Below are 13,089 nucleotides of genomic sequence, written 5' to 3'. Positions count from 1 at the left end.
TCAGGCGGTGCCCCGCGGATAGCCGATGCCCGCGATGTCCTCGGCCAGACCGTCGAGCGTCACCTCTGCGTTCAGCCTCGCGACGACCTCCGGGGTGAGCGGGCGCAGCGCGTGGACATGGCGTACGGCGTCCAGGTCGACCGGCACCTCGTAGTAGTCCTCGGCGAAGGCGCGGAACGCCTCGGGGGACCGGTCGGTCAGCAGACGGAACAGGTACGACGCGCCGTCGGCGTCCTCGCCGTCCTCCGGCAGGTCGACGGAGCCGTGCCGCCACGCGTCGTCCCCGGCTCCGCGCCACAGGCAGACGGTCGCGACCGGCACGCCGTCCTCGTCGCAGAACGCCGGCTCCTCGACGTACGGACGGAAGGCCTCGGGGACCTCGTCGACGACCCCCGGCCAGGGCTCGTGGTCCTCCGAGCCGTAGGGGCTGAGGGGCGACTCGTGGTCGAAGCCGCGGATGAAGGCCCCGGCGGCGCAGAACACGATCGCGTACTCGTCTCCCGATCCGTTGCGCAGCGAGGCCATCTCCTCCCCCGTGTCCCACACGGCGTCGAAGGAGTGGTAGCGCATCTCCCACTCGGGGCTGAGGATCGCGTCGAGCATCGCCAGCGCGCGGCAGTGGTCGCGCAGTTCGGCGATGGAGGGCAGTCGGGGGGCAACGTCGTGAACGGTCACGCGCACATCCAAGCCCATGGCTCCGGCATCCCCCACCCGGGGCTCCCCGCGTCCGCGGAAATCCGGTGCCGCGCAGGCCCCCGGTGCTGCTACTCATGGTCGCGCGAGACCACTTCGGAAGGCGGACATGCCCCCACGCACCCTGAGCGACGGCCAGGCCGGGATCGACGCGGCGCTGGTACGCCGCCTGCTGCACGCGCGGTTCCCCCACTGGGCGGACCTCCCGCTCACCCCCACCGGGTCGGCCGGCACCTCCAACGTCATGTACCGCCTGGGCAGCGACATGGTCGTACGGCTGCCCAGGACCGCGGGGGCCGCGAGCGACGTGGACAAGGAGCACGAGTGGCTGCCGCGGCTCGCGCCGCGGCTCCCGGCGTCCGTCCCCGCGCCCCTCGGCAAGGGCGCTCCCGCCGACGGCTACCCCTGGCCCTGGTCGGTGTACGGCTGGCTTGAGGGCGAGAACCCCTCCGCGGGACGCCTCGCCGAATCCGGCGCGCTCGCCCGTGACCTGGCGGCTTTCGTCGCCGCCCTGCAGCGCGTCGACCCCGCCGGCGCACCGCCCGCGTACCGCAGCGAGCCCCTCGCGGCGCGCGACCACGCGACGCGGTCCGCGATCGACGCGCTGCGCGCGGAGGTCGACGCGGCGGCGGCCGACGAGGTGTGGGAGACGGCGCTGGCGGCACCGGGACCGCAGGGGCCGCCGGTGTGGGTGCACGCGGATCTGCAGCCGGGCAACCTCCTGGTGGCGGACGGACGGCTCTCCGCGGTCATCGACTTCGGGTGCGCGGGCCTCGGCGATCCCGCCGTCGACACGATCGCCGCCTGGTACGTGCTGCCCGCCGCGGCCCGTGACACCTTCCGTGCGGCACTGGGCACCGACGACGCGACCTGGGCGCGCGGTCGCGGCTGGACGCTGTCGGTCGCGCTGATGGAACTGCGGCACCACCGGGACACCCACGAGCGGATGGCGTCGATCGCGCGGCACGTCCTCGGCGAGCTGCTCGCCGACGGGGGACCCTGACCCACAGGGGGCGGCGCATCCTACCCGGGGGCTCCGGCCCGCTCCCCGGCATCGCCGATTCCCCCACGGGGCCCGTCACTTTCAGTAGCTTCTCGGTCACCAACCGGGGCGGCGGCGCGCGGACGCGCGGACGCCGGGAGAGCGACGGCAAGGAGCGGACGCCGATGGCGAATGTGGAGACCTCCCTCAAGGAGACGATGACGTCGATCGAGGGCAGCGTGGGCGCTGCCCTGGTCGACTACACGAGTGGCATGGCGCTGGGCACGATCGGTGGCGGCAAGGACCTCGACCTGACCGTCGCGGCCGCCGGCAACACCGACGTGATCCGCGCCAAGGCCCGGACGATGAAGGAACTGGGCATCAAGGAGGAGATCGAGGACGTCCTGATCACCATGAACACGCAGTACCACCTGATCCGGCTGCTCAAGAGCCGCGACGGCAACGGCCTGTTCCTCTACCTCGTGCTCGACCGTCGCAACGCCAACCTCGCGATGGCCCGCCATCGCCTGCGGCGCATCGAGGCCGACCTCGAGCTGTAGCCGCCGTTCCTCCCTCGGGGCTCCGTGCGCCCGGGAATTGAAGAATCCTTCAATTCGGCACATCCTGATCCGCACAAGCACGGCGGTGCACGGGCCCCGGAAGGGGAAGGATTGGACGCAGAGTCGCGCCGGCGGCAGCGGGAGCGGCCGCCGGCGCGTACGGGAAGGGCCGTCGGAGACCGGGCAGGAGCGACACACGATGCAGGTACCCCTGTACCAGGCCAAGGCCGAGTTCTTCCGCATGCTCGGGCACCCCGTGCGGATCAGGGTCCTCGAGCTGCTCCAGAACGGCCCTGTGCCGGTACGGGACCTGCTGAACGAGATCGAGATCGAGCCCTCCAACCTGTCCCAGCAGCTCGCGGTGCTGCGCCGGTCCGGCATCGTGGTGTCGATCCGCGAGGGCTCCACCGTCAGCTACGCCCTCGCCGGCGGGGACGTCGCCGAACTCCTGCGCGCGGCTCGCCGCATCCTCACCGAACTCCTCGCGGGGCAGACCGAACTGCTCGCCGAACTCCGCCAGGCCGACGCCCCGCCCGGGCGCGCGGAGGAGCAGGTCGGCCACCCCGCCGGCTGAGCGCTCCGGCGCCACCTGGGCCAGAATGGTCGGGAGGTGAGCGCGATGACGCCTTGGCGGGTACGTGATCTGGAGGAAGGCGACCTGGACCAGGTCGTGCGCATCTGGGAGGAGTCGCGCGACACGACCGAGGACCCCGCGGTGACGCTGGCGGAGGTGGTCGGCGCGCTGCGCGCGGGAGCGCCCGCCGTGGTGGCGATGGTCGGTGACCGCGTCGTGGGGGCGGCGGTGTCCTCGACGGCCCAGGAGCGCGCCTGGGTGCTGCGGCTGGCCATCGCCCGGCAGTGGCGCCACCACGGGATGGGCTCGGCGCTGCTGGCGGCCCTGGAGGACAGCCTGGGCCAGGCGGGGATGCGCCGGATCGGGGCGCTGCTGCCCGAGGGCGAGGTCGGTGAACAGGCGTTCCGGAACTCCGGGTACTCCTTCCGGCCCGGGCTCGGTTACTTCGAGAAGCTGCTGTCGGCCGACTCCGCGCAGGACACCCTGCTCGACCAGCTCGGCGGGGCGGTCCCGGAGCAAGGCCTGTGGGACCGCATCGCGGGCATGACCGCGGAGAAGGCGCTCATCGAGCGGCGGCTGGTGCTGCCGCTGGAGAACCCCGGGGTCGCGGAGCGCTACCACCTGGTGCCGCCGCGTGCGGTGGTCCTCTTCGGTCCGCCGGGCACCGGCAAGACGACGTTCGCCAAGGCCGTGGCCTCCCGGCTGTCGTGGCCGTTCATCGAGGTGCTCCCGTACCAGCTGGCCGAGGACGCGCACGGCGTGGCCGACGGGCTGCGGCGGCTCTTCGCCCGGGTCGAGCACCTGGAGCAGGTGGTGCTCTTCTTCGACGAGGCGGAGGAGATCGCCTCGGAGCGGCAGGACCCGTCCACCTTGGCCCACCGGGTGACCAACGAGCTCCTCAAGCTCATCCCGCAGTTCCGGCGCGGCGAGCGCCGGCTGCTGATCTGCGCGACCAACGCGGTGCGCTCGCTGGACCCGGCCTTCCTGCGGCCCGGGCGCTTCGACTTCCTGATCCCGGTCGGCCCGCCCGACCCCTCGGCCCGCCGGGCGATCTGGGTTCGCTACATCGGCCCGGACCGGGTGGCGGGCATCGACCTGGACGCGCTGGTCGAGGCGAGCGACCGCTTCACACCGGCGGACATCGAGTACGCGGCGCAGGCCGCCGCGCAGACCGCCTTCGAGCGGCACCTGGCGACGGACCCGCGCAGCACGGCGGACCTGACGCACCGCACCGAGGACTACCTGCAGGCGGTCGCCCGCACCCGCACCACCCTCACGACCGAGGACATCCGCGCCTTCGACCACGACCTGCGCTCCGCCGCCCGCGTGTGAGGCACGTGGGGCGCGGCGGAAGGGGGGTGGACGCTCCGCGCCGGGTTCGTGGCCGGAACCGGCGGACATCGGCGATGCCCGGGCGACGACCCCCCTCGGAGCCCTATGGTGATCGTGGGTCGGCAGATACGCGCTCCCCCGTCCGTGTCTGCCGGCCCACCTTGCCTTCCGCCCGTCGTGGGGCCCGGCGGGTGCCGGGCCCCACGGGGTGTCAGGACAGCTTGGGCACGTCGATCCGGTCGATGTCCGGGGCGTACCCGTCGGCGCTGTCGAAGGTGACGGTGTTGGCGCCCGCCTTCAGCGTGACGGGGAGGCTGACCGTCTCGACGGTGCCCCAGTCGCCCGTGGACGGGAACGTGTGGGCGGTGGCGCCGCCCCCGTTGGCGGAGACCCGGACCGTGCGGGCGTCACCGCTCACGTAGGCGACCTTGACCATGTAGGTGCCGGCCTTCTTCACCACGACGTCGTTGAAGCGGAGCGAGCCACCGAGGTAGAGGTTGCCGGCCTTCCTACCGCCGGAGCAGGCACCGCAGTCGGCCAGGGAGGCGTTGCCGGCCAGGGTGTTGCCCGCGGCCTCCGCCTCGTAGCCGGTCATGGGCTGGACCGGGCCGTGCGGGGTGACGGTGAACAGGCGCGAGCCGTGCGCGGGAAGGGACTTGGTGACCTTGCCCTGGTGGGAGCCGAGGTCCTCGTGGTTCCACAGGTCGCGGACCGAGGCGCGGCCGGAGAACCCGAGCGAGGTCCAGTCGGCGGTCACGGCGGCGGGGGCTTCGCCGAGGTTGAACAGGGCGACGGTGTAGCTGCCGTCGGCGTTCTCCGCGGCCCAGACCTGCTGGTCGCCCATGGGCGTGACCGGGCGGGCCGGCGCGGTGCTCGACTGGTCGAGGGCGATGACCTCGCGGTTGGTCAGCAGGGACAGCCCGTAGTCGTCGAGGCGGGTGAGGTCGTCACCGGTGTAGAGCGGGGACTTGGCGATGGCCCACAGCGTCATGTAGGTCTGCCGCTCGGCCTTGGTGAGGCCGTCCATCCGGCCGTTGCCGACGTCGAGGGAGTCGAGGTCGTTCCAGCCGCCGGGGCCGCCGTGCCGGCTCCAGGCGGCCGCGTCGGCGAAGCGGTCGTCGACGGAGTTCTCCCAGGAGACGAGGGTGTCGCAGTAGCACTCGACGTCGGTGTCGATCCGCCAGCCGTTGGAGTACTTCTTCCAGTCGGCGACGTGGCCGATGTCCAGCGACCAGGACAGCTCGAGGTGGATGGGGCGGCCGGTGGCGGCGATGGCCTTCTGCCAGGCGGCGATGTCGGCGCGGTTGTCGTAGTTGTCACCGCTCTTGAAGGAGCCTGGACCGACGCCGTCGATCTTCAGGAAGTCGTAGCCCCAGTCGGCGATCATCCGCGCCTGGGAGTCGACGTACTTCTGCGCGCAGGGATCCGAGAAGTCGATCTTGTAGGAGCTGTCCCAGCCGTTGGTGGTGCGCAGGTCGTCGTAGACGATGTCGGCGGTGGTGCAGTCGGTGGTGTTCCAGATCGGCACCTTGCCGTCGCCGTACCCCTCCTTCTCCAGGCCGACCGGCAGGTAGATGCCGGCCTTGAGGCCCTTGGCGTGGACGTGGTCGGCGACCGCCTTCATGCCGCGCGGGAAGCGCTCGGGGTCGGGTGTCTGCCGGCCGTACGCGTCGAACTCGGGCTTCCAGGACTGGTCGCGCCACCAGCCGGCGTCGAGGTTGACGTAGCTGTAGCCGTACTTCTTGAGCTTGGCGGCCATGGCGTCGGCCTGCTTGAGGACGTTCGCCTCGGTCAGGTAGCTGTAGTCGCCCGTGGGGTTGAGCCCGGGGTACTTCGAGGACTGCATGCTCCAGCTCGACCAGCCCATGTAGGGCTTGGCGGCGACCTGGTGCGCGGTGGCCGCGTTGGCGGTGGGCGCGGTGTCCGGGCCGGTCGCCCCGGCCGCGGGGACGGCCGCCGACACTCCGGCGGTGAGGGCCAGGACGAGCAGGGTCCTGGCGGCGGTCGAGGGCAGGGTGGAGCGCGAGGGTGACCGCATGGGTCGGGCCTCCTGGGGGTGGGGGGTACGGCGGGTGCGGTGCGGGTGTGCCGGGCCTGGCGGGGTCAGCCCTTGCCCGAACCGATGGTCAGGCCGCTGATGAACTGCCGCTGGAGCGCGAAGTACACCAGCAGGGTGGGGACGGCGGTCATCAGGGCACCGGCGGCGATGAGGTTGGGGTTGGTGAAGTACTGGCCCTGCAGGTTGGCCAGGGCGGAGGTGATGGGGCGCTTGTCGCCCGTCTCGATGAGGGCGAGCGGCCAGAAGAAGTCGTTGTAGATCCAGATCGACTCCAGGGTGGCGAGCGCGGCGAAGGCCGGCCGGCACAGCGGCAGGATGATCTGGAAGAACTGCCGCCACACCTGGGCGCCGTCGACGAGGGCGGCCTCGGAGATCTCCCCGGGGATCGTCTTCATGTAGTTGCTCAGCACGAAGGTGCAGAAGCCGCACTGGTAGGCGATGTGGATGGCGATGATGCCCCAGGTCGAGTTGTACAGCAGCAGCGAGTCGCTCATCCACGCCGGGAGCGGTACCAGCAGGTAGAGCCGGTAGAGCGGGGTGATGAGCACCTGCGCGGGCAGCAGGTTGCCCGCGGTGAAGAGCATCAGCAGCGCGATGTTCCAGCGGAAGTCGAAGCGGGAGACGAAGAAGGCGACCGCCGCGGAGAAGAGCAGGGTGCCCAGGACGGACGGGACGGTGATGAGGACCGAGTTCCAGAAGAAGTGCGGCATGCCGGACTGGTTCCAGGCGTCGGTGTAGTTCTGCAGGCTGATCCCGCGGGGCCAGGACAGGTAGCCGTGCTTGCTGGTGTCCGCGTAGGGGCGCAGTGAGGTGTAGACGGCCCACAGCAGCGGCAGCAGCCACAGCAGCGCGATCGTGGCGAGCATCAGGTGCCGGCCGGTCTGCCGCGGGGGCTTGGAGGCCCCGCCGCCGCGCGCGGCCTCGCGGCGGGAGCGGGCCGGGGTGACGGGCGCGGTGGCGGTCGTGGTCACCGGTCCTCCTTGCGGAAGTTCTGGACGAGGAAGGTCCCGATGGCGGCGAGGGAGACCAGGAGCAGGACGACCGCGAGGGCGGAGCCGTAACCGATGTGGCTGGACTCGCCGATGATGTTGTCGGTGATCAGCAGCGACAGCAGTTCCATGCCGGGCTTGCTGCCGACGCCGCCGCCGAGCACGTAGACGACGTCGAAGGCCCGCAGGGACTCCATGACGGTGACGACCAGGATGATGACGTTGACCGGCTTGAGGGCGGGGAAGACCACCTTCAGGAAGGTCTGGCGGCCGTTGGCGCCGTCGAGCGCGGCGGCCTCCTTCAGGGCCGGGTCGAAGCCCTTCAGCCCGGCCAGGTAGAGGATCATGATGTAGCCGGTGTGCCGCCAGGCCGAGGCGACCAGGACGGCCCACAGGTTGAGGTCGGGGTCGCCCAGCCAGTCGACGTGGTGGCCGGGGGCCACCGCGCCCAGGATGCCGTCCAGCAGGCCCGTGTCGGGGTTGTAGATGATCTCCCAGATGAGGCCGACCACGGCCAGGGAGAGCACCATCGGCAGGAAGATCGCCGTCTGGTAGACCCGGGTGAAGCGGAGCTTCCGGTCGAGCTGGTAGGCGAGGAAGATCCCGAACGGGGTGGGCAGCAGCGCGGTGAAGAGCAGCCAGATGACGTTGTGCCGCACCGCCGGCCAGAACGGCGGGTAGTTGGTGAGGATCTGGTGGTAATTGTCGAGCCCGACCCAGTGGATGTCGGACAGGTAGATGCCGTCCCAGCTGGTGAAGGACAGGCCCATGGAGGCCAGTGCCGGGAGCCAGACGAAGACCAGGAGGGCCAGGAGCGGGACGCCGACGACGGCCGCCAGGAAGAGCCGGTCACCGGCGCCGAGCCGGCGGGGGCGGCGCCGGGGCGCCCCGGTGGCGGGGGCCTGCGGCGTGGGGGCGGGGGGTGCGGTGGGGGACGCGGAGGGCACGGTGAACCTTCCCGGTCCGGTCAGGAGGTGAAGAAGCGCGAGCGCTGCGACTCGATGCGCTTCAGCAGGGCCGATCCGTCGTCGGGGTGGCCGAGCCACTGGGTGAGTCCGGGCAGGACGACCGTGGAGATGAACCCGGGGTCGCTGTCGCGGTCGGCGAACTGGGTGATGTGCTTGGCGGAGGCGATGAGTTCGGCGGACTTCTTCTGCAGCGGGTTGTAGGAGCCGGTGTCGGCCTGCGCGTGGACGGCAACGTTGCTGGGGTCGACACCCATGTAGAGGCCCTCGGCCTTGGCGCTGCCGAGGAACTCCAGGAGCTTCTTGGCGCCCTTCTCGTTCTTGGGACGGCGGCTGAGCATGAAGCCGTCCGTGGGCGCCTCGACGGCGTCCTGCCCGTTGGCCGGGTCGATCTCGGGGAAGGGGAAGAAGTCGATGTCGGCGCGGAGCGCCTCGTCGGTGACCTGCTGGCCGAGGAAGAGGCCGATGACCGCCATGCCGGACTTCTTGTCCAGCAGCGACTGGGCAGCGTCCTGCCACGAACGTCCGCCGGCGCCCTGCTGGTAGTACGGGCTGATCTCGCGCCACAGGTCGAGGGTGGCGACGGCGCGCTTGTCGGTCCAGGAGACCTCGCCGCGCATCAGGGACATGTGGAAGTCGTAGCCGTTGGCCCGCAGGTTGAGGTAGTCGAAGGCGCCGAGGATGCTCCAGGCGTCGCCGCCTCCGTAGCCGGAGGCGATCGGGGAGAGGCCGTCCTTCTTCATCCGCTTGGCGAGCGCGGTGAACTCGGACCAGGTGCGCGGGACGGTGTAGCCGCGCTCCTGGAAGAGGCTCTTCCGGTAGAAGACGCCCCAGGGGTAGTTGTAGAGCGGGACGAAGTAGAACTTGCCGTCCTCGCCCCGGGAGAGCTGCTTGGTGGCCTCGCTGAAGCCGCCGCCTATCTTCTCCCACACGTCGTCGAGGGGGGTGGCGAGGCCCTTCTTGGCGAAGTACTGCATGCGGTAGCCGGCGAACCAGGTGAAGACGTCGTCCGGAGTGCCCTGCAGGTAGCTGGAGATGCCCTTCTGGAAGCTGTCGTGGTCGACGGTGTTGGTCTTGACCGTCAGACCGCTGTCCTTGGTGAAGGCCTTGGTCACCGCCGCGTAGGCGGACTTGGGCGTGGCGTCGGCCCCGTTGGACCCGAAGGTCACCGTCTTGGGGTCGGCCGCCGCTCCCCCGCCGCAGGCGGTGAGGAGGGGGGCGGCGAGCGCCGCGGCTCCGAGCCCGAACAGCCCGCCGACCATGGTGCGGCGGCTGGGCTGAGGCGCGGTCAGGACGGTGCGGCTCTGCAGCGTCATCGCTACTCCTAGTACGTGTCTGATCTGATGAAGGACTGGATCGCGGTGGCCGCGGCCCCGCGCGCCCACTCCTCGAAGGGCAGCGGACGGGTCCGCAGGTCGCACTGCCCGGCGGTGCCGAAGGCGGAGGCGGCGAAGGCCTCGAGGATCTGGTCGGCGAACAGGTCGTGGGCCACCAGGCCCTCGCCCGAGATGATCACGCGCTCCGGGCCGAAGAGGTTGGCCACCGAGCCGATGGCCCGGCCGATCGCCTCGCCGGCCCGCGCGTACACCTCCCTGGCCCCCGGGTCGCCGCCGTGGGCCAGTCGCAGTGCCTCGGCGGCGTCGGCCACGGGGGTGCCCGTCGCCTCGCGGACCGCGCGCACGATCGCCGGGTCCGCCGCGATCGCCTCCACGCACCCGCGGTTGCCGCAGTGGCACGGCGGTCCCGCCGGGTCGATGGACAGGTGCCCGATCTCCCCGGCCACCCCGTACGCGCCCGAGACCACCCGCCCGTGCACGACGAGACCGCAGCCGATGCCCGCGCCGACCGTCACCACGGCGAAGTCGGACAGGCCCACCCCGGCGCCGAACCACTGCTCGGCGACGGTGAGCGCCCTGACGTCGTTGTCGACGGTGACGGGCAGGCCGGTGGTCATCCCCGCCAGCTCGGCCAGCGGGACGTCGCGCCAGTCGAGGAAGGGCGAGTAGCGCACCAGGCCGCCGGCCCGGTCCACGTCACCGGAGACCGCGATGCCCAGGCCGCTGACGGGGACGCCGAAACCGTCGGCCTCCGCCAGCAGTTCGTGCACCAGTGCCGCCGCCGACGCCAGGACGGCCCTGGGGTCGGGGGCGGCCAGCGGCACGTGGCGGGAGGTGCGGATCCGGCAGCAGAGGTCGGTGAGCACACCGATGATCTCGTCGCCGGTGATCTTGAGGCCGATGAACAGCGCCCGGCCGCCGTCCACCCGTACGGGGTTGGCCGGCCGTCCCAGGGAGGGACGCGCCTCCTCGTCCACGTCCTCGACCAGGTACCCGGCCTCGATCAGCGGCCGGACCGCCTTGGTGACCGCGGCCGCTGACAGCCCGGCACGCTTGGCGATCTCGGTGCGGGTGAGCGGACCGTGGCACAGGACGGTGGTGAAGATCTGGGAGGCGGCCGGCGTGTGGGCCGGGAACGCCTCCCCCGGAGGGATCGAGGGCATGGCCGGGAACCTAGGTGGGTTCTTTTCTGCTGTCAATAAAAGAAGCAAGACTCCTCGGAAGTAACCCATGTGAGGGCCCCTCATCTGGAAAAGGCCGGATCCGAGTGGATGTTGACATGTGATCCAAGGTAAGGATTGGCTGCCGCCTGTCTCCTGGCGCGACCCGAACGTGAGGACCCATGCCCGTGATCTCCCATGCCCCGGACACCGGGATCTGGCTGCTGAGCACCCCGCGCACGTCGTACGCACTGCGCATCGACGCGACCGGTGCGCCCTGCCACGTCGCCTGGGGCCCGCGGCTGACCCTGCAGGAGGCGGCCGGACTCGCCGTCCCGCCGGGACCGGACGCGAGCAGCTTCGAGGGCCGTTCACCGGTGGGCGAGGAACTCCCCGTCGACGGCGGGGCCCGCTTCGGGGTACCGTCCCTCCAGGTCCGCCTCCCCGACGGGACCCGGGGCTTCGAGTGGCAGCCGGCAGGGCATGACGTGCGGGAACCCGCACCCGGCGTGCACGAGTTGGCGCTGCGGTTCCGCGACCGCGTCCACCCGCTGGAGGTCACCCTCCACTACCGTCTCCACGACGACAGCGACGTCATCGAGCGGCGCACCGTCCTGCGCAACGCGGGCGAGCACGACCTCACGGTGCTCCGCGCCGACTCCGCCGCCTGGAGCCTGCCGCCGCTGCCCGACTACCGGCTCAGCCACGTCACCGGCCAGTGGTCCGCGGAGAGCCAACTGCGCCGGGACCGGCTGCCGTACGGCGAGACCGTGCTGACCAGCCGCCGCGGCATCACCAGCCACCACGCCAACCCGTGGGTGATGGTCGACGCGGGTGACGCCGGCGAGACCCACGGCCGGGTGTGGAGCGCCGCCCTGGCCTGGAGCGGCAGTTGGCGCGTCACCGCGCAGCGCACCCCCGACGGGCGCGCCGGCTTCACGGGGGGTGCGGGACACGACGGTACGAGCGTGCCGCTGGCCCCGGGCGAGGAGTACACCACCCCCACCTTCGCGGGCCTGTACACCGGCGGGGGCTTCGGCGCGGCCAGCCGGGCCTGGCACGCGTACACCCTGGCCCACGTCCTGCCGCACCCGCAGGAGACGGCTCCGGTGCTCTACAACTCCTGGGAGGCCACCGGCTTCGACGTCGACGAGCCCGGCCAGGCGGCGCTCGCCGCCCGGGCCGCGGCGCTCGGCGTGGAGCTGTACGTCGTCGACGACGGGTGGTTCGGGGCACGGCGCGACGACCGCGCGGGCCTCGGCGACTGGACCCCGGCCGCCGACCGCTTCCCCTCCGGGCTGGCCCCCCTCGCCGACCAGGTGCACCGGCTCGGGATGCGCTTCGGCCTGTGGGTGGAGCCGGAGATGGTCAACCCGGACAGCGACCTGTACCGCGAGCACCCCGACTGGGTGCTGCACGTCCCGCACCGGAACCGGACCGAGCTGCGCAACCAGCTGGTCCTCAACTTCGCACGGCAGGACGTCGCCGACTGGGCGTACGGCTGGCTCACCCGGCTCGTCGCGGAGAACGGCGTCGACTTCCTCAAGTGGGACATGAACCGCGCCTTCAGCGAGGCCGGCTGGCCCGGCCGGGACGACGGCGCGGACCGGCTGTGGACGCGGTACGTGCACCACCTCTACGCGGTGATCGACCGGCTGCGCGCCGACCACCCGCAGTTGCGGATCGAGTCCTGCAGCGGCGGCGGGGGCCGGGTGGACCTCGGCATCCTCTCCCGCACCGACCAGGCGTGGCCCTCCGACAACACCGACGCCGCCGACCGCGTGGCGATCCAGCACGGCTACGGCCAGGTCTACCCCGCGCGCACCATGGCCGCCTGGGTGACCGACGTCCCGAACCAGCTCACGCACCGCACGGTGCCGCTGCGCTTCCGCTTCCACGTCGCGATGGCCGGGCTGCTCGGCATCGGCGGTGACCTCACCCGCTGGTCCGAGGAGGAACTGGCCGCCGGGGCGGAGCTGGTGGCCGAGTACAAGAGGGTCCGTCACCTCGTCCAGCACGGAGCGCTGCACCGGCTGCGCGGTCCCGGGGACGACGGCCCCACCGTCGTGGAGTACGCCGCGCACGACGGGAGCGAGGCGCTGGTGCTCGCCTGGCAGCGCGTCCGGCGGCACGGCGGCCCGCGGGGACCGGTGCGGCTGGGCGGCCTCACCGCCGGGGCCCGCTACCGCGACACGCGGACGGGGACCGTGCACCACGCGGCCGTGCTCGGCGGGTACGGGCTCGTGCTCGACCTGCCGCCGGGCGACTGGGCCAGCGCGGCGGTGCACCTGGTCCGCGTCGCGGAGCGGGACGGCGCATGACCCTCCCGCCGGGCCGTGCCGCACCCCGCGCATGTGGGCAACTGCACAAACCCGCAGCTGCGGGAGCTTGTCCGGTGTGACGTGGCAGCGTCAAGGTGAGCTCCGTCCGCCCGTCCC

Annotated in this window: 11 protein-coding genes; 5 read left to right on the top strand and 6 right to left on the bottom strand. The window is 71.9% G+C overall.

The window, feature by feature from the left end; translation table 11 throughout:
- Entirely contained in the window at window positions 1-693 is a 693-nt protein-coding gene (locus AC1VWI_RS39120) for a hypothetical protein (RefSeq protein WP_499515783.1), read from the bottom strand.
- A 109-nt stretch (window positions 694-802) separates the two neighbouring features.
- Here AC1VWI_RS39120 and AC1VWI_RS39115 point away from each other — a divergent pair, with 109 nt between their 5' ends.
- The 4 genes from AC1VWI_RS39115 to AC1VWI_RS39100 all read left to right on the top strand — a co-directional run bounded on the left by AC1VWI_RS39115 (window position 803) and on the right by AC1VWI_RS39100 (window position 4,141).
- Entirely contained in the window at window positions 803-1,696 is an 894-nt protein-coding gene (locus AC1VWI_RS39115; RefSeq protein ID WP_499515782.1) for an aminoglycoside phosphotransferase family protein, read from the top strand.
- Between the two features lie 164 nt (window positions 1,697-1,860).
- Window positions 1,861-2,235, top strand: coding sequence for a roadblock/LC7 domain-containing protein (locus AC1VWI_RS39110; RefSeq protein ID WP_499515781.1), 375 nt, complete (start codon window positions 1,861-1,863; stop codon window positions 2,233-2,235).
- Window positions 2,236-2,434: 199 nt separating this feature from the next.
- Complete coding sequence (locus tag AC1VWI_RS39105; protein ID WP_499515780.1) at window positions 2,435-2,809, top strand: ArsR/SmtB family transcription factor; 375 nt, start codon at window positions 2,435-2,437, stop codon at window positions 2,807-2,809.
- Between the two features lie 45 nt (window positions 2,810-2,854).
- Window positions 2,855-4,141: an ATP-binding protein gene (locus tag AC1VWI_RS39100; protein WP_499515779.1), complete on the top strand. Its 1,287-nt coding sequence runs from the start codon at window positions 2,855-2,857 to the stop codon at window positions 4,139-4,141.
- A 211-nt stretch (window positions 4,142-4,352) separates the two neighbouring features.
- Here AC1VWI_RS39100 and AC1VWI_RS39095 read toward each other — a convergent pair whose 3' ends face one another.
- The 5 genes from AC1VWI_RS39095 to AC1VWI_RS39075 all read right to left on the bottom strand — a co-directional run bounded on the left by AC1VWI_RS39095 (window position 4,353) and on the right by AC1VWI_RS39075 (window position 10,654).
- Window positions 4,353-6,179 (bottom strand): alpha-galactosidase D, encoded by a 1,827-nt coding sequence (locus AC1VWI_RS39095; protein WP_499515778.1) that lies wholly within the window; start codon window positions 6,177-6,179, stop codon window positions 4,353-4,355.
- 65 nt (window positions 6,180-6,244) lie between these two features.
- Complete coding sequence (locus AC1VWI_RS39090) at window positions 6,245-7,171, bottom strand: carbohydrate ABC transporter permease (RefSeq protein WP_499515777.1); 927 nt, start codon at window positions 7,169-7,171, stop codon at window positions 6,245-6,247.
- On the bottom strand, window positions 7,168-8,136 hold the full coding sequence (locus AC1VWI_RS39085; RefSeq protein ID WP_499515776.1) for a carbohydrate ABC transporter permease: 969 nt from the start codon (window positions 8,134-8,136) through the stop codon (window positions 7,168-7,170). Before AC1VWI_RS39085 ends, AC1VWI_RS39090 begins: the two co-directional genes overlap by 4 nt.
- 20 nt (window positions 8,137-8,156) lie before the next feature.
- Window positions 8,157-9,470, bottom strand: coding sequence for an ABC transporter substrate-binding protein (locus AC1VWI_RS39080; protein ID WP_499515775.1), 1,314 nt, complete (start codon window positions 9,468-9,470; stop codon window positions 8,157-8,159).
- A gap of 8 nt (window positions 9,471-9,478) precedes the next feature.
- A complete protein-coding gene (locus AC1VWI_RS39075; protein ID WP_499515774.1) occupies window positions 9,479-10,654 on the bottom strand; it encodes an ROK family transcriptional regulator in 1,176 nt (391 codons plus the stop codon).
- Window positions 10,655-10,833: 179 nt separating this feature from the next.
- Here AC1VWI_RS39075 and AC1VWI_RS39070 point away from each other — a divergent pair, with 179 nt between their 5' ends.
- Entirely contained in the window at window positions 10,834-12,972 is a 2,139-nt protein-coding gene (locus AC1VWI_RS39070; protein ID WP_499515773.1) for an alpha-galactosidase, read from the top strand.
- Window positions 12,973-13,089: the final 117 nt, after the last annotated feature.

It is taken from the genome of Streptomyces sp. TOM-9, from assembly GCF_056858595.1.
Note: the sequence above shows the minus strand (reverse complement) of the source record. Positions and strands in the feature narration are given on the sequence as shown.